Annotated in this window: 17 protein-coding genes; 9 read left to right on the top strand and 8 right to left on the bottom strand. The window is 44.8% G+C overall.

Annotation, left to right across the window (positions count from 1 at the left end):
- Positions 1 to 46 precede the first annotated feature (46 nt).
- The 4 genes from NWF01_12195 (at position 47) to NWF01_12180 (ending at position 3,684) form a co-directional block, all read left to right on the top strand.
- A complete protein-coding gene (locus NWF01_12195; protein MCW4025771.1) occupies positions 47 to 682 on the top strand; it encodes a hypothetical protein in 636 nt (211 codons plus the stop codon).
- 225 nt (positions 683 to 907) lie between these two features.
- The gene (locus NWF01_12190) at positions 908 to 1,837 is read left to right on the top strand and encodes a trypsin-like peptidase domain-containing protein (GenBank protein ID MCW4025770.1); all 930 of its coding nucleotides are present in this window, start codon (positions 908 to 910) and stop codon (positions 1,835 to 1,837) included.
- Between the two features lie 8 nt (positions 1,838 to 1,845).
- A complete protein-coding gene (locus NWF01_12185) occupies positions 1,846 to 1,983 on the top strand; it encodes a hypothetical protein (GenBank protein MCW4025769.1) in 138 nt (45 codons plus the stop codon).
- 72 nt (positions 1,984 to 2,055) lie between these two features.
- Positions 2,056 to 3,684, top strand: a complete 1,629-nt coding sequence (locus NWF01_12180; GenBank protein ID MCW4025768.1) for a thiamine pyrophosphate-binding protein — start codon at positions 2,056 to 2,058, stop codon at positions 3,682 to 3,684.
- Here the strand turns inward: NWF01_12180 and NWF01_12175 are convergent.
- Positions 3,681 to 4,703, bottom strand: coding sequence for a hypothetical protein (locus NWF01_12175; protein ID MCW4025767.1), 1,023 nt, complete (start codon positions 4,701 to 4,703; stop codon positions 3,681 to 3,683). The two genes, NWF01_12180 and NWF01_12175, sit on opposite strands and share 4 nt — an antisense overlap.
- Before the next feature lie 32 nt (positions 4,704 to 4,735).
- Here NWF01_12175 and NWF01_12170 point away from each other — a divergent pair, with 32 nt between their 5' ends.
- The 5 genes from NWF01_12170 to NWF01_12150 all read left to right on the top strand — a co-directional run bounded on the left by NWF01_12170 (position 4,736) and on the right by NWF01_12150 (position 8,299).
- Complete coding sequence (locus NWF01_12170) at positions 4,736 to 5,197, top strand: HIT family protein (GenBank protein ID MCW4025766.1); 462 nt, start codon at positions 4,736 to 4,738, stop codon at positions 5,195 to 5,197.
- A gap of 57 nt (positions 5,198 to 5,254) precedes the next feature.
- Positions 5,255 to 5,587 carry a hypothetical protein gene (locus NWF01_12165; protein ID MCW4025765.1) on the top strand — a complete coding sequence of 111 codons (333 nt, stop codon included), beginning with the start codon at positions 5,255 to 5,257 and terminating at the stop codon, positions 5,585 to 5,587.
- 14 nt (positions 5,588 to 5,601) lie between these two features.
- Positions 5,602 to 6,270, top strand: a complete 669-nt coding sequence (locus tag NWF01_12160; protein MCW4025764.1) for a DUF47 family protein — start codon at positions 5,602 to 5,604, stop codon at positions 6,268 to 6,270.
- 141 nt (positions 6,271 to 6,411) lie between these two features.
- Complete coding sequence (locus NWF01_12155; protein ID MCW4025763.1) at positions 6,412 to 7,275, top strand: sugar phosphate nucleotidyltransferase; 864 nt, start codon at positions 6,412 to 6,414, stop codon at positions 7,273 to 7,275.
- Between the two features lies 1 nt (position 7,276).
- The gene (locus tag NWF01_12150; GenBank protein MCW4025762.1) at positions 7,277 to 8,299 is read left to right on the top strand and encodes an SDR family oxidoreductase; all 1,023 of its coding nucleotides are present in this window, start codon (positions 7,277 to 7,279) and stop codon (positions 8,297 to 8,299) included.
- 9 nt (positions 8,300 to 8,308) lie between these two features.
- Here NWF01_12150 and NWF01_12145 read toward each other — a convergent pair whose 3' ends face one another.
- The 7 genes from NWF01_12145 to NWF01_12115 form a co-directional block, all read right to left on the bottom strand.
- Complete coding sequence (locus NWF01_12145; protein ID MCW4025761.1) at positions 8,309 to 8,908, bottom strand: class I SAM-dependent methyltransferase; 600 nt, start codon at positions 8,906 to 8,908, stop codon at positions 8,309 to 8,311.
- A gap of 238 nt (positions 8,909 to 9,146) precedes the next feature.
- A complete protein-coding gene (locus tag NWF01_12140) occupies positions 9,147 to 11,573 on the bottom strand; it encodes a hypothetical protein (GenBank protein MCW4025760.1) in 2,427 nt (808 codons plus the stop codon).
- A 5-nt stretch (positions 11,574 to 11,578) separates the two neighbouring features.
- Complete coding sequence (locus tag NWF01_12135) at positions 11,579 to 12,370, bottom strand: class I SAM-dependent methyltransferase (protein ID MCW4025759.1); 792 nt, start codon at positions 12,368 to 12,370, stop codon at positions 11,579 to 11,581.
- Positions 12,371 to 12,441: 71 nt separating this feature from the next.
- Positions 12,442 to 13,260, bottom strand: coding sequence for a glycosyltransferase (locus NWF01_12130; protein MCW4025758.1), 819 nt, complete (start codon positions 13,258 to 13,260; stop codon positions 12,442 to 12,444).
- Complete coding sequence (locus tag NWF01_12125) at positions 13,244 to 14,716, bottom strand: radical SAM protein (protein ID MCW4025757.1); 1,473 nt, start codon at positions 14,714 to 14,716, stop codon at positions 13,244 to 13,246. Before NWF01_12125 ends, NWF01_12130 begins: the two co-directional genes overlap by 17 nt.
- A complete protein-coding gene (locus tag NWF01_12120; GenBank protein MCW4025756.1) occupies positions 14,713 to 15,666 on the bottom strand; it encodes a glycosyltransferase in 954 nt (317 codons plus the stop codon). Before NWF01_12120 ends, NWF01_12125 begins: the two co-directional genes overlap by 4 nt.
- A 32-nt stretch (positions 15,667 to 15,698) precedes the next feature.
- Positions 15,699 to 16,427 (bottom strand): glycosyltransferase, encoded by a 729-nt coding sequence (locus tag NWF01_12115; protein MCW4025755.1) that lies wholly within the window; start codon positions 16,425 to 16,427, stop codon positions 15,699 to 15,701.
- Positions 16,428 to 16,471 lie beyond the last annotated feature (44 nt).

Raw genomic sequence — 16,471 nt, 5'->3', positions numbered from 1 at the left:
TTTTTTGGAGTAATATTCAAAAGCCCCCATTACGCAAACGTAGTTAATGGTTCCTTTACTTGATGTTAACTGGCAAATTCTGCCTACAGGTTATAGCTTTGGTGAACGCGATACCGATGTGCTTTCCCTCATTGAAGAGGAAGACTTAGCGCTGTTCACGTTTGATGGGCTTAAACGGCGTACAGGTATGCATCCTGAAACGCTCAGTCGCATTCTTAGCAGATTAGAAGATGAAGGAATAATCAAAAAGGGATCACAAGGCTACAAGGTAACCCCAAAAATTACCAAACTAAAACTTAGCCCAACCCAAAAAACTGAGCACACAGCCTCACTGGTGCAAACCTTTTTGCCATCCGACTTGATGCCCCAGCGATTAATTGATGCTCTTAGAGGTAGATGGTTTGGATTGCTGCGGTGGCTTGGCATGTCTGAAAATGACCGCGGTGTAACTCTTAAGTGGGTTACTGAGGACGGCGGTATACAAATTGCAGCTAACATTTCAGGAACCGCCCTAACAATTGAAGCTAAATTCATCGCAAGCAACAACCTCGACTTAGCGTTGAAGGTGTCGTATCAGCTTATGACTAATATTGGTAAGCTCTGCCAGAACACAAGACCCACCCGAACTGCGCCGCTTGTGCAAAATGTGGCTTACTTTGGCGGATTTAGCCCCCCAAGCTAAACCTGCTTCTCTTTTTGGTTGAAAATTCAGTCAAAGAGGCAAAGACCCCTCTATGGTTTCTGCATAGACTTTCTAATAGGCTCCAAATAGACAGGGGTGATCTCTTCCTATCTTTTCTGCATATGTTGGCTAATAGGCTCCAAATATGAGGCATTTGTGACTGGGTTTGTGTATTCCTTAGTCAACATATACCCTTTTGCCCATTAGGGTATCTGTGATTCCAAAATGACTCAGGAACTTGTTAACCCTTTAGAGGTTTTAAAATCAGTTTCAGACGCAACCAGCACGTTAGTAAGTAAAGTTTCTAAGTCCGTGGTGGCAGTGAGAGCTCAGATGTCACGCGGCACAGGCGTAGTATTAACCAAAGACGGCTACATCGTAACCTGCAACCACGTCCTATCCGGATGCAACACCGTCAAAATCGGGCAAGGAGAAAAAACCCTAAACGCCCGCATCGTAGGCACCGACCCCTACAACGACATCGCACTTCTCAAAGCCGAAGGCGAATTCACCCCAATCGAACTGGGAGACTCAGAAAAACTCAACGTTGGACAATACGCCCTTGCAATAGCTAACCCCTTCAATAAGGCGCAGCCAACCGCAACCAGCGGCATGATAACCACCGTAAACAGCACTCTCAGCGGCTGGAGAGGCACCGCCATGGAAAACGTAATCGCAACCGATGCCCAATTAAACCCCGGCTTTAGCGGCGGACCACTCGTGGACGTGGATGGTAAACTCATCGGTATAAACACGGCGTATGTATGGCAACGCGGCATAGCAATTCCAATTAACAAAGTCAAAGGCATCTCCGACCGCCTCATGACAGGACGCACCACACAACGTGGCTACCTTGGCATCGTCGCAAACACTGTAGCTATTCCTGAGGAAATTGTTGAGCATGCAGGTTTGGAGCAAGAGACTGGCGTGATGATTTTCAGCGTTGAACCTGGCAGTCCCGCGCGTAAAGCAGGCTTGGCGATGGGTGATGTGCTGGTGCAGTTTAACGGTAAACCCGTCAAGGACTTCTATGACCTACCTCGATTGCTGGCTCAGGAGGTGGTTGGCAAAGAAGTCAAACTGACAATTATTCGCAGAGAAACCCCCTACGAAATCACAGTTACCCCAACGGTACACGGAGGCGAAGAAGACTGATAAACCGCATGCCCATAGATATTGAACCGCCACATCCAATGCCCGCGCCGCCTCTTCGACGTAAACCTTCTTTTTCTCCCAAAATCATAGACGGTGCAACCCAAGCCCCCATCATCAAGCTCTACCTTGATGAGCATTGGAACTAGGCGGCTTCGCCTCCTTCCTTTTTGTTCTGATATCTTTAATTGTCTGTGTCCCCTTTTTCTTTTTGACCATCAATGTCAACTGATTCTTTAACCGTAGGACAATACCTGCTCAACCAACTAAAAACCCTAACACAAAGGGTCTATGGTATTCCTGGAGATTTTGTCATAAACTTTTTCAAACTCCTCGAAGACGATCCTGAAATTGAGCTTTACACTTTCTCGCATGAGCAGGGCGCTGGGTTTGCCGCGGTTGCCGATGCGAAAGCCACAAGAAAACCCGCCGTTGCCGTGGTAACCTATGGTCCGGGAGTGTTGAACGTGATTAACGCGGTTGCCTGTGCGTACGCAGAGAAAGCCCCCCTGATTTTGGTTGCGGGTGGTCCCCCTCTCTCGGCTAGGCGACATGATTTTTTCATGCACCACACCGTAAAGACCTGTGCGTCAATGCAAAACGCCATGGCTCAAGTCACCACGCAAGCAGTTCTTTTAGATGACCCCTTGACGGCGGCAGAAAAAATCCAAACCGCCCTTCGCGCCTGTCAAGAGCGTATGCTTCCAGTTTACATTGAATTGCCCGCAGATGTGGTTAACCAGAGAATCAGCATTACCAAAACGCCTACGTCGTTGCAAATCGATGAAGCCCGCATTAAGCAAGCAACAGCGGCAATCGTCCAGCGGCTTGTGCAGGCTCAAAACCCAGTTGTAATGATGGGCGTAGAATCCGACCGCTACAACCTAACCCCCCAAATTCTCACCTTCACCCAACGCCTCAACATCCCTGTAATATGTACAATGCTATCACGAGACCACCTGCCCACTGATGAGCCCAACTTCTACGGCATTTACTTAGGAGTTGCAGGAAACAAAGCTGCCAATCAACTCGTGGCGGAGTCAGATTTTGTTTTGGTGCTAGGCGAGATGCTCTCGGATGTGAATTTAGGCGCGAAGCTTTCGGCTTCTAAGCGGGGCTGTCTTTGCTGGTGCTTCTCAGGTGAAGTAAACATTGGCGACCAAGTTTTTGAGAATGTTTCACTTAGGGCATTAGTGGATGCGCTTGGCAACGCCCAAATAACCCCAAAAACCACCCAGTTACCCGCCAAAATCCCCCTGAAAGTGAACCGCGCCTGCAAAGCCAACGCCAAAACCCTAATCATGAGCGAAGTCATCGACGCCATCAACTGGCTCTTTGGCAAATACGACCCTATGCAATTGGTTGCGGATACGGGTGATAGCCTCTTTGCCTCCTTAGATATTGAAACTTTTAGCGTTTTGGCACCCTGCTTTTATGGCACAATGGGCTTTGCGGTTCCCGCCGCCATCGGCTACGCCCTCTCAACAAAAACACGACCAATAGTACTAGTCGGGGACGGTAGCTTCCAAATGACAGGGCAAGAAATCATTCACTGCGCACGCTTCAAAATCAACCCAATCTTTGTCGTTATCAACAATAGGCGCTGGGGCATGGAGCAACTGTTCCATCCCACCGCCCAATTCAATGAACTACAGGATTGGCATTACGCAGAGTTAGCTCAGCTTTGGGGCGGCAAAGGATACCGATGCACCAACTGCAAGCAACTCTACAACGCACTTGAGGATGCGTACACCCAAAAATGCTTCAGCCTAATCGAAGTAGTCACTGAACGTGATGAGTTATCGGATGAATTGATGGCTTGGATAGATGAGCAAAAAGAGCAGGTTTAGGCAGTTTTTACTGCTTCAACCGCGCGTTTTAGGACAAGTTCAGCTGCTTCTTGGCTCGGCCAACTGCCTAATCCGCAATCGGGACCCGTAAATGTCATGGTTTCCCCATATTTTTCATTAGCAAACAGGAACCGTTTACGTATAGCTTCCACGGGTTCGACCAGTTGCTCTGCGGTTGGTTGGGTGTTACCTTTTTCGTATTGTTCTGCCCAAATCGCGTCAATGTCGGTTCTTGCGATGCCCACACGGATTTGCTTATCCGCACTCTGCAACATGCTTTTTGATACGTCATTGATGTTTCGGGGGGATGCCGCATACTCAAAGGAGAGAACATCTAACCCATCAACATTTAGCAGGTCATGAATGCCCCCTGTGAAGTGCAGGTGAATCTGTTTTATTGGTCCAGCAAAATCGTAGGCTTTACTTAGAGTTTCTTGTATTAATTCTGGTGATCCCGTAAAATTGCTATGTCCCAAACTGGGCTCATCAATAGAAACCACCTTGGTTTCCATGTACTTGTTGTTTATGATGTTGTTTTTGGCAAAGCGATTTATTGTTTGAGCAAACCCATCCAGCACGTCAGGATAAGCCGTTGCGCCTACCTCATGCAGGTACTGCTCGATGGGACCAAAAATGCAGACGCGTAACATGATTTTTTTGCCGAATTCTTCGCTGAGGTTTTTTGCTTCTTGATTTAGGACGCGGATTTCGGGGAAGAAGGCTTTTTCTTGGTCTACAATAAAGGAGCCTTTTGCCATGGCTTCATGTACGGCGTCGCCTACTTGTCGTATGCCGCTAAAGTGCTGTGGGAAATTTATAACGTCTAAGCCGCAAGATAGTTTTCTGCGAAACGAGTAAACTACTACGTCGTAAAAGTTTTTTTTCAAAAACTCGTCGGTGGTGATGTCTTGGTTGTGGGTTAGGGCTTCTCGTGCTTGTTCGTATGCTTTGGCATAGTTTGCCCGTGTGATTCCCGCTGGCAAGGGGAAACTGCCGATGTCATCAACTAAAGGTTCCATACCCTTTACTGGCGGGAAATTATATTAAAGCTATATCCTACCTTTACCCTTCTAAAAGGTATGAAAAGTTCATGTCTGACTGCATATTCTGCCAGATAATACACAAAGAAAAACCCGCACACATAGTTTATGAAGACCAAAACCTGATTGCGTTTCTTAGTCACCGCCCAATTAACCCTGGTCATCTGCTGGTGGTTCCCAAAGCGCATTATGAAAACATTTACCAGTTGCCCGAGGATGAGGTTGGTGTTTTGTTTAAGGCGGTTAAGTGGCTTGCGGGTGTTGTTAGAGATACTTTTGAGGTTAAAGGAATTAGGCTGGTTCAGAATAACGGGGCAGATGCGGGGCAAGTGGTTTTTCATTTGCATGTGCATATTATTCCTTTCACACAAGAAACCCTGTTTAATCATGGCAATTTCATATATACTGATTCAGACTTAGCACGGGATGCTCAAAAAATGCGGGAAAAAATAGGGTTGGGTTATAGTTTATAAGAGGTACATCTATAAACATCGGCATTAATACATTGCTTTACACGAAGTTTGACTAAGATGAGTGAGGAACCCAACCAAACAAATAATGAACCCCGCGTTGAGAAGCTTTTAATCGACGACCTCTCCAATTTTCAGTTCCATACTGCTTACATGGTTTATGAGGACGCTTTTGACAAAACAAGCAATCCACGCGACAGAGCCGAACTAAACCAGAACATCCAAGACCTAAAAGATGGCCAAATTGATGTTGAATCATTCTATCAAAATATTGCACGTTACCGCAAAATAGCGCCCATGCAAAGAGAACGCTTTACCGTGCAGACGCAACGTAAAAAGGATTGGCGCATGAAGTCCCAGCGTCAAGATAGGATAAGAAGACACAGAAATTAGTTGGTGAAAGTGGTTTGGAAAGGAAAAGTCCTGATTGGTTTTTGCAGCGTCGAAGAAGCAAAGGCGTAGAAATTGCACATGAACAAGTTATCAAAGCTTTTGATACCGTAACTTGCTTGCATAAGGCAACCAAAAGTTTTTCAGAAAAAAACTTTACAGAAGCAAAAAAGCAAATTGAAAACCTCTACAAGACCGAGGAAGGTGTTGACACGCTTAGAACTGAAGCGTTCATGGAGCTTTCTAAGGGCACTGCGCTTATGGCTGATTACCGCGAGGACTTGTTGCACATTGTTAAACGTGCAGACATGCTAGCAGACCACACTAAAGATGCGGCAAGATGCATCGAGATGCTTTGGGGAGCCGAAGTTCCAGCTGAGCTTTTGGAAAAAACGGTTTTGATGACGGGTAAACTGGTTGATATGGTTCAGATACTTAAGGGCAGTGTTGAAAAAATAAATTCTGACACGCCAAAAGCTGTGCGTGAAGCCCAAGAAGTCAACAAAATCGAGCACGAAGTAGACACTGAGTACCTGAAAACCCGAAGCCTATTCATCAAGTACGGCGCAAACATTAACCACGGTGTCATGGTAATCATTGATGACATGGTCGAGTTTATTGAGCAAGCCGCAGACACATGCGCTGACACAGCCGACTACATAGTGGTGCTCTCAAGCAGAGAATAACCCTTTCATTTCTTATTTTCTTAACACAGAAAAAACAGCTCAAAAGCTCATCAATTTTTTATATTTTGTTTTTTGAGTGGCAAATTGTTTAAGTAACAATCTATAAATTTGGAAGCTCCTTTAGGTTTAGATGTGAAACGCATGATTAGTAAAGTGGTTATTCCCGCGGCGGGCTTAGGTACAAGGTTATTCCCAGCAACTAAAGAGCAACCCAAAGAGATGTTGCCAATATTTTCCAAAACTTCGCTGGGTGGCATGTGCGTTAAACCCGTTGTGCAACTGGTTTTTGAGCAGCTCTACGAGGTGGGTTTGCGGGAGTTCTGTTATGTGGTTGGAAGAGGTAAACGTGGCATTGAAGACCACTTTACTCCAGATATGGACTGTATTAAAAACTTGGCGTGCATGGGTAAAAACGGGCTTGCATCTGACCTTGATGTTTTCTATCAGAAACTGGAGAGTAGCAAAATCATGTGGGTTAACCAGCCCCAGCCCAAAGGTTTGGGGAATGCGGTTTTGATGGCGCAGCCGTTTGTGCAAAACGAGGACTGCCTAATTCACGCGGGAGACAGTGCAATTATCTCCAAAGACATGGACTACCTCAAGCGGTTAATCGACGTCTACGAGCGCATGAAAGCTGATGCCGTCTTTATTGTTTTGGAAATCGATAACCCTAAACAGTATGGCATAGTTGAAGGCGACGAGGTTGAGTCAGGCATAATCAGGGTTAAACGGGTTGTGGAAAAACCCGAGAATCCAGCCACAAACCTTGCGATTTTAGCTATGTACATCTTTAAACCCGTAATTTTCAAGGCACTGACGGAAACAAAATCAGGTAAAAATGGTGAAATCCAACTCACTGATGCAATTCAGAAACTGGTAGATTGGAACCTAAAGGTTTACGCGGTTAAGCTGGATCGGAGCTATGCGCATCTTGACATTGGTAGCCCTGAGCGGTACTGGGAAGCGTTGGAGCTTTCTTACAAAACTTTTGTGACGGAATACTGAAATGATGGATAAACTAATTCAAGCAGACATTCAAATCATAAAATCAAAAATAAACGCGGACTACTTTGACGGGAAAAATGTTTTGGTTACAGGCGGCGCTGGCTTTATCGGCAGTTGGCTGTGCGATGTGCTGTTGAATTGCGGCGCAAAAGTCACTGTTGTTGACGATTTGTCTACAGGCAGAACAAAAAACATTGACCATTTAATCGGCAACCCCGACTTCAAATTCCTAAAAGCCGACGTATGTACATTCAAAACCCCTGATAAATATCAAATAATCCTGCACCTGGCAGGGCACGCCTCACCTGACGAGTACCAAATTCACCCGATTGCAACCTTACAGACCAGCGCAGTAGGTAGCACAAACATGGCTGAACTCGCACGCAAATGTGATGCCACTTTGTTGTTTGCTTCTACTTCGGAGGTTTATGGTGATGCAGAAGTGGTTCCTACGCCTGAGACTTACTGGGGTAGAGTGAACCCTGTCGGAATCCGTTCCTGTTATGATGAAGGTAAACGTTTTTCAGAGGCACTGTTGATTGCTTACTGTAAGCAGCATGGTCTAGATGTGCGGATTCCACGGATTTTTAACACGTATGGTCCACGACTGCGCGAGGACGGTTTGTATGGACGGGCAATGTCACGATTTATCATGCAAGCGCAATCAGGTGCGCCAATCACAGTTTATGGTGACGGCAAACAAACTCGCTCGTTCTGCTATGTAACCGATAACGTGACTGGATTGTTGTTGCTCGCTCAATCTGCAACTGCTAACGGCGAAGCCGTCAACATAGGTAAACCCCATGAAGTTACCATTTTTGAGTTAGCCCAGAAAATTCAGCAAGCAACCCAAACTACTTCACCCATAACCTTCAGCCCATTGCCAACAGATGACCCTAAACGGCGATGTCCAGACATTGCTAAACTGAAACGACTGGTCGGTTGGGAACCTATGGTAAGTTTTGAGGAAGGTTTAGCCAAAACTGTTAACTGGTTTGCTGGAGAAACAAAGGCTCAAGCCTAACACATGGCGTTAAGCGTTTTTTCTTGCAATCGCCAGTAAATGGTGTGCGAAGGGCACTGGAAACTTGAATGGTAGCGGAATTATGGTTTGATTTGTGACTTTCTGGATTAAGGGTGCGCCGTAGAAGCCGTTGTGGAAGGGATACACCATGAAGTCAAAAAAGCCTGCGCCCGTTAAGTAAGTGTTGAGTTCATGCTTGTTCATGAGGCTGACGTGGTAAGGATTTTTAACTGAAGTGTACTTCACTAAGTGCTTGCCGATTTTTGCTAACCCGCTGTCCTTGTTGGGAGTTACCAACATAAAAACCCCGTTATCCTTTAGCACTCTGAAGGCTTCTTTAACCACACAGGCAGGTTTAGGGATATGCTCAATTACGCTTATGGCAAGTACAGCATCAAAGGCTTTATCTGGGAACGGCAGGTTTTCACCATCCATACGTACCGTTTTGATGCCGCTGGATTGTTTGAGGGCAGTTTTTGATATATCTCCGCCGATGCTGCTGAAACCGTTTTTGTTTAAGATATTAGATAGATAGCCTTTGGAACAACCTATCTCCAAAACATTGCCTTTTGCTTTGTACTTTTTTAGGTTTTTTAGAACACCTGAAATGAGCCAAATCCTGTACTGGTCTAGTTCGTATAAATGTAGCCATCGGTCTAAATAATGTTCGTGTGCAAGTTTTACGGTGACTGATGACGGGTTTGCTTGGGTGACTATTTGTTTTCATCCGCCTGCCTTAAGGCTCAAATATACGTCACATTCGGTCTTATCTAATAAAAGCATTTTCCCAGAACTATATTAACTATATAATCTATTGGGCAAGCCTATAAAAGCGGAAACTGCCTGCTTAGGCAGCCCTGTTTTTGCGGTTCCTAACTGAAAATCCGATTTTAGGCACAAATGTCTGAGCAGCAACAAGGACAATGCAGGTTACGGCAGTAACGCTTGAAACAATAAATCCCACTTCGTAGTAGCTTTGAGGCACATAGTAAAGTGTTATTTCAAAGCTGCCATCTGCATTCTTAGGAATCGTTTCAGGGTCAATAAACCATGCATTAGCGTAACCATTCACCATATAATGCGTGTTTTCAGGCAGTGGTTCCCCAAGCAAATAATTCATGTTATCTACTAAGCCGCTTTGGTTACAATATGTTTCTTCTACTCCAAAGTTTTCATAACTTCCCACAACATCACCAAAAGTTGCGGGGCTGTTTTCCACATAGGCTTTCCACCATGGATCATAGCTTTCTGAGAAGACAAGGAAGAACGGGCTGGTTGCGTTCTCAACTTTTACTTGGTACTTGCTGAGGTTGTCTTGTTGGAAAGTTATTTTTGGTGTTGCGGTTTGGTTGATGTTTGCTGTCAGCTGTTGTTGCGGGGAGATTTGCCAAGTTAAAAAGAAGATAGTGTTGTCCGTTAAGCTGACCTCTCGTAGTGCGTCAACTAGTTGACTTGTGGAGCCATTAACAAATGTTGAGCTGGTTGAAGGGTAAATGCTGGGTCGATAGTAGGTGCTGTTTAGTTGGTAGAGGTCAAAGTTTGTGTAGTTAGCCATCAGCGTTATGTAGCTTTCATTTTGTAGGTACATGATTTTTTCTTGGGTTTGATTGATGAATTTCTCGTCTACGTCTTTGTGGTAAATCAGATATTGCACGTTGTAGAGTGACATCAGATTAACTATCCATTTGGCCTCTGTAGTGTTCATTGTGCTCCAGTGTTGGCTGTACTGGTAGAAGTAGGCACCGTTAGATTGCACTCTGGTTTTACTAAACAGCTGCTCGGTGGGGTCAGCGCTTACCAGTTGCCATTTGGGGTAATTAACCCAGCCTACACTGTTTAAGACGCTGTAGGGTAAATCTAAGATTTTGTTTTGCCGTAAATCTTCACTTAGAAGGTTTGAAGCGTTATAGTAGTCATCAGGTATTTTTACTAAGTAACTGTAAGTTGAACTCTGATAATCCGAGCCAGGATCGATTATGTAACTGTAGCGTGTCTGGATTCCGCCCATAAAAAAGGGGGTCACCCAAACCATAATCAAAACAAACGCCACCAAAACAAGCCGTCGATGGCTCAAATGCAGATTCAACTTCCCAAAATTCACTCTTTTAAACGCCACAGGGTTTCTGCTATAGAACTCCTGAATACCCAAAAAGATAATCATAAACAGGAAAAACGGCAGAAAAATAAACGTTTTATCATAGCTTCTCAGTGTATTAAGAATTGGCAAAGTGAACAAGTTTAACGCTATACCATCTGAAAGCAACCCTGCACCTTTTGAGGTGATGAAAATAGATATTGCAGTTAAAACCACAAAAATCACAGATAGTTTCTTGATTTTTAGCAGTGAAGTTGCAAGCAACCCGATAAATCCTGCCACGCCAAGCACAAAAAACAATGGGAAAGCACCTATGAAGTAGTCAAGGTTAGGGTACAGAAATATCTGCGGTAGCAAAGACAAGCGCTGATAGAGAATCCAACTTCCCAAATCAAAAGCGGATGAACCCATCATGGCAGAGTAAGTATAAATCATTCCAACTATGTCCGTGAATAAAATCCAAAAAGTGGAAACCGCCATCACAAAGAAGAACGCGAAAAATTTTGGAATGATTTTCCCTGAGGCTAAACGGAAAATGTACAATAAAACGATGAACGCCAGCAAAAACAGGTTCAGCGCAACATAAAATGAGAAGTTGCCAAAGGCAATGTTTGCCGCAAAGAACACTACCCCCAGCGCTGGCAAGGTTCTACTGAGCACATTTTGGCTGGAGAAATATGTGTAGGTTAATGAGAAAATTGCGGGGATTAACGGATACAGGAACAGAAACGGCGAGTACCCCCATGTGTAGGTGAAAACGTATAGTGTATAGGGGTTGAAGGTGTAAATTAGTGAAAACAGAAGTCTGAGTTCGAATGAATGGTTGAATTGGGGTTTTATGAATTTTTTTGACGCAAAAAAGAAGGATACATACGATGCAGCTAAGAAAATGAAGTAGTAAAGAAACGACTGGGCACTTGCGCTAACAGAAAGCTCGCTGAGCAGGTAGAACGGGTAATAGAATAATGAGTAAGAAAAGTACTGTAGAAACTGTCCCGTGCCAGAGAACTGGTTCCAAACATAAAACAGGTTCCCATAAGTGTTTTTGAGGTTGATGAATTGGACCACATCGTTGCCTGAAAAAACATAGCCCTGTGGAAACATGTTAATTGCTGAAACATAAACAATAAGCAACAGCCCCAGCACGAACAGCAGCTTCAATTTCAGACTTGTTTCCATAGGCTTCACCTTTTCTGGCAAACCACCATCAAATGATGACTCAACACACTAACGGGGGTTTTAAGCAAAATACTATCCAACGCCAAAAGCAGTGGCGACAGCTTATTCCAAAGCGGCTGGCAACGCATAAACGCCAAAATCATGTCTGTTCTGGCAAACTCTAAAACCGTAAAGTTAGACGCCAACATTTCCTTCAATTCTGAGTCACCGTACAGCTTGTCATGTTTGGGTAGTCCAAGAATAGAAGCGAGCTTTTCAGCGTAAGAACCTTTCCGTGGGCAACGGAAAATGAACAGGTATCCGCCTGGTTTGAGAACACGTTTGACCTCGTCTATGTTCTTTTTAACTTCAGATTGCTCTGTGGATATGTGCTCAATCACTGCGTACATCATCACGCCGTCGAGTACGCCATCTTTTATAGGCAACGTTTTGATGTCAGATAAACCATAGCTTGTGCCAAATCGTCTGCCCAGGGCTTTCCAAGATTTTTTCTGCCACAACCTTAAAGACAAATGGCTGAACTCGCCTGTTGGCTCAGGAATATCCAGTCCAATCATCTCATAACCCGCATCCTTTAGAAGCACAGAAATGTGCCCTTTACCACAGCCCAAATCCGCCATGAGCCCACTGGTTTTGCCCATGTACTGCTTAACTGTGTCGATGTGGCTTCTTACTCCTTCAGCATAAACCATGGAGTCAAAATCTGCGCCTTTGTGTTTGAAGTCAAAGACGGTTTCTTTGAAGACTTCTCGGCATTGTTCCAGAACTTTGTAGAATACGGGTGCAGGCTCAGACATTTTGTTTTCTCGCAGATTATTTTTTATATTTGGCTTCTTTAGGTAAAAACCTTTTCAGCAACGGATTACGCTTAGACTTTTTGTAAGTACCTCAACGATACCCTAAAACGTAAATAATACATGCCTACAGCAAAAGGCAGCCCAGCCAGCAGCCTTTTCCATTTGCCATCCTCAACAAAAACCCCCAGCAAACGATACGCCACCCCAACCTGACGCCTTGTCTCCGCGTCATCAGCACCCCACTTATCAACATACCTTTTGATGCCATCCGTGTAGTAGCTTTTCTTACTCAGATACCGCTTCAGATCAAAATTGCCCTCATTATGGTAAAGCTCGCAGTCTGCTATGCCTGTCTGGGTTGCTTTTCTTATTTTGCGGTCAAAATCCCAATCCTCAGGACCCACCAAGCACTCGTCAAACCCGCCAACCCCCAAAAACAGGTCCCTGCGAACAAACCGCACCGCATCAACTACTGTGCCCGTGTAGAAGCCCCGCTCAAAATCCCTGACCCTAATCCAAAACCCCTCTCCAACGATGCGTTCAGGAACATAAAGCGCCCCCAACCCATCGTTTTTGCATTTCTCAACACATTTCTCGACCAGATTGGGACTAAGAATCATGTCTGCGTCAAGGTAAAGTACGTATTTGCCTTGGGCAACGTTAACGCCAAAGTTTCGCTGGGTTGACCGCTCGTTTCCTTTAAAGTAGACGGTTGCGCCGTGTTCTTGTGCGATTTGGGCGGTTTTGTCAGTAGAGTAATTGTCAACTAGGATGACTTCGGTATCTTTGAATGTTTGATTTTTAATGGATTTTAGACAGTTATCAATGTTTTTTTCTTCATTTTTTGTTGTTATTACCACGGAAACGGTGGGGTTACTTGTCTTTGCCAAAGTCCTTGACGTGTCCTAGAACTTTTACTAAACCTTTAACTGAATATTTAACATCTCGCATAGACCGCACACGAGCAAGCTGCCGCAGCATATACTGTGGCGTTAAAAATACTTTGTAGATTTGGTCGCAAAGCTCCAAAACCTCCTCTGCTGTCATATCCATCGTGGTCATCACTGGCTCTTTCATGTCAAACCGCTCATAATCCGCTGGGTCCACACGGAACCAGCCGTTTTCCAGTGCCTGCGCGTACAGTTTGCTGCCTGGATACGGGATAACGACTGTGGCTTGTAGCGTGTTTGCCCAACCTTTCTGCATGAACATCTTCGCCAAATCCAGCGTGCTCTCGGCGTCTTTGCGGGTTTCCCATGGATAACCCACCATAATCGTGATATGTGGCTCCAAGCCTTCCTCATGAGGAATCTTGCATTCTTCTATAATTCTTTCAACGGTTGTACCCTTATTTAAGCGGTCAAGCGTCGCTTGGCTCCCTGATTCTACGCCAAACAGAAGCATCCTAAAACCTGCCTGCTTCATCAAACGATAATCCTCACGCTCAAGTGCGCCAAAGCGCATGTTGCAGCCAAACTCCACTTTGCTATTGTAGCCGCGTTCAATCATCAACTGAGAAAATTCTGAAAGCCACTTTCCCGCTGGGAAACAACCCGTATCATCAAAAACGGTTTTAACGCCGTGGTGCTCAATTAGCAAGCCCACCTCATCCGCCAATCGCTTGGGTTTCATGGCGCGGAAGGTCGGGTAAAGTGTTGGCCATGAGCAGAATGTGCAGCCGCCGTCTTTGCGCCACCAGCAATCTCTGCCAGCCATCGTGTAGGCACCGGGAACTTGTTTGAAGTTGCCGTTTTGTTTGTTGTAGAGTTGCCATTTGGTTAGGTCGCGGTCAATGAAGGGTAACTCGTCTAAGTTGTGGTTTAGCTTGAATTGTCCAGTGTTTTTGAGGTTGCCTTTTTCGCGGTGCCAGATGCCCTCTTCAAGCTGCTTGGTTTTGCCGTTTAAGAACTCTGCTAAATTTAGCATTAAAAAGTCGTAGTCGCCGCCTGTTAAAACAAAATCGGTTAAGCACTTCTCCATAGATTCCTTTGGCAACGCGGTTACGTGGTCACCGACCATAACGACTTTGCAGGCTGGCATCACCGTTTTTAGCTCGTTGATTATTGCCCAATGCTTCTTGACCACGGGGGTTTTGGTTTCAATCATAACAAGGTCCGGGGCTTCATGTTCTATGTCTTTTTTCCAGTCCTCGTCAGTTTTTTCTTCTGCGATGCCGTCATCCCAGATCACTTCGTAATCTGCATTTTTGAGAAGTGTTGCGGCGTAGGCGGGAACCATGGGGTAAATGTAGGTTGGTGATTTGAAGTATTGAAATTGCCTGTTTTGGCTAAGCAGGGGCACGCCCTTCTCTGAGGGCAGGGGTGGGTAGGAAATGCTGATTTTCATCGTTTCAAATCACTCTTTGCCAGTCCAGACACGAAGTAGCACCCGTAAATTAAATGAGTTACGATAATCCCTGCCCACACAAGAAAAACCATCCGCGCATCTTTAACCTGCATAACCGATGCGGCTAAACCACACACAAGATACGTTGCAATACCCAACAGAAAAATATACGCGAACAAGGGAACAAACAAGGAAAGCACAAGCCCCACAACAAAAGCGGCAACCAGCAAACTGGGCAAAAAATAGGTTGGTCTGATAGAATTTTCGGGATATTTTTTTACAAAGAAACCGCGATGTTCGCCGAACCGTGAAACCTGCCTAATATGTGGCTTAAAGAGGCTGCGTCTGTGATGGTAAACCACAATTTCTGAAGACTCCACCAGCTTGCCAAGCTTACGCAGTTCAAGACACATGAGTGTGTCTTCACCTGGCCAGTACTTCTCATTCCAACCGCCTGCCTGCAAAATTAAAGCTTTGGGCGCGATGAAATTGCATGAGGGAATGTCCGTTGATTCAAATATCGCTTTGCCTTTGCATCTGCTGGCTAGGCTTCCAACCATAAACGATGAAAGCACATAGCCGCTGGCTTTCTGACCTGAACTGTCGGTTTCTGGCGTTACTCCTGGTCCACCAACCCCGCTGATGCTTTTGTCCTGCAAAAGTATTACTGCCTGAGTTAACCAGTCCACGCGTGGATAAGCGTCATTGTCGATGAAGGCGCAGATTTCGCCGTTGGAGTTTTTTATGCCTATATTTCTTTTGGATCCAGGCGAGACGGGTCCTGTAGAAATTATTTTTACGTCTTCAATTGGGGTACTGTCGCTGTCGGGGAGTACGATTATTTCAAAATTTGGGTAGTTTAATTGTTTGCAGTGGCTGATGCATTCTTTGGTGTACGGGTCTATTGTTTTGCAGGGAATAATAATGGAAGCCATGTGATTGGGGGTCAATGCATCAACCTGAAATCAGGTATTGTGTATTCTTAAATATTAAGGGGTCGCTGGTACCAATGGGTAATTTTTAGTCTGTAGGCGATTCCGAGTAAATCAATAAACATCTTAAAGATTTCTCTAATGTTAAATAGTCCCTCAATTCTGAGCTTAGTTGGCATTTCAACAATTTTTAAGCCATACAGATTTGCCACTGCCAAAAGCTCCACATCAAAAGCATAGCGTTTAACACAGAGTCTTGGGAAGATGGGGTTGAACTTGTCTTTTTTCATCACTTTAAGTCCAACCTGGGTGTCTTTGAGTTTAGCTCCAATAAGTGTGCGAACGAGAACGTTGAATCCGTGGCTTAGGATTCTTCTTTTCATAGGCATTTTGATTCTGGATTGGGGATGCCATTTAGTGGGAATAATAATGTCTCCGTACTTTAGGGCGTCAATGTAATCAAGTATCGTGTCCATTTCAATGTTCATGTCGCTGTCAACAAAAACCACAACTTGCCCCTGTGCTTCCATGAACCCCTTCTTTACCGCGTAGCCTTTGCCTAAGTTATGGTCATACGTTATGACTCGTACGTGCCCGTTTTTGCTGGCGTATTTTCTGGCTTTGTTTAATGTTTCATCATTGCTTCCGTCGTCTACAACAACGATTTCGTAGGGGCAGTTTCTGCTTTTTACAATTTCATCAAGTCCGTAAAGAGCTGTTTCAATGTGTTTTTCCTCGTTGTATGCGGGAACAATAAATGATAAATCAACTTGTGTCAATTCTTCTGTTCTTCCCTCTTTTTAAGAAAGACAAACTGTAAATG

It is taken from the genome of Candidatus Bathyarchaeota archaeon, from assembly GCA_026014585.1.
Taxonomy (GTDB): Archaea; Thermoproteota; Bathyarchaeia; order Bathyarchaeales; family Bathycorpusculaceae; genus Bathycorpusculum.
Note: the sequence above shows the minus strand (reverse complement) of the source record. Positions and strands in the feature narration are given on the sequence as shown.

Coding starts and splice junctions, on each gene's coding strand:
- NWF01_12175 (MCW4025767.1), bottom strand. CDS start 4,703: ATGGAACCTTTAGTTGATGACATCGGCAGTTTCCCCTTGCCAGCGGGA.
- NWF01_12195 (MCW4025771.1), top strand. CDS start 47: ATGGTTCCTTTACTTGATGTTAACTGGCAAATTCTGCCTACAGGTTAT.
- NWF01_12125 (MCW4025757.1), bottom strand. CDS start 14,716: ATGAAAATCAGCATTTCCTACCCACCCCTGCCCTCAGAGAAGGGCGTG.
- NWF01_12185 (MCW4025769.1), top strand. CDS start 1,846: ATGCCCATAGATATTGAACCGCCACATCCAATGCCCGCGCCGCCTCTT.
- NWF01_12165 (MCW4025765.1), top strand. CDS start 5,255: ATGAGTGAGGAACCCAACCAAACAAATAATGAACCCCGCGTTGAGAAG.
- NWF01_12150 (MCW4025762.1), top strand. CDS start 7,277: ATGATGGATAAACTAATTCAAGCAGACATTCAAATCATAAAATCAAAA.
- NWF01_12155 (MCW4025763.1), top strand. CDS start 6,412: ATGATTAGTAAAGTGGTTATTCCCGCGGCGGGCTTAGGTACAAGGTTA.
- NWF01_12135 (MCW4025759.1), bottom strand. CDS start 12,370: ATGTCTGAGCCTGCACCCGTATTCTACAAAGTTCTGGAACAATGCCGA.
- NWF01_12180 (MCW4025768.1), top strand. CDS start 2,056: ATGTCAACTGATTCTTTAACCGTAGGACAATACCTGCTCAACCAACTA.
- NWF01_12140 (MCW4025760.1), bottom strand. CDS start 11,573: ATGGAAACAAGTCTGAAATTGAAGCTGCTGTTCGTGCTGGGGCTGTTG.
- NWF01_12190 (MCW4025770.1), top strand. CDS start 908: ATGACTCAGGAACTTGTTAACCCTTTAGAGGTTTTAAAATCAGTTTCA.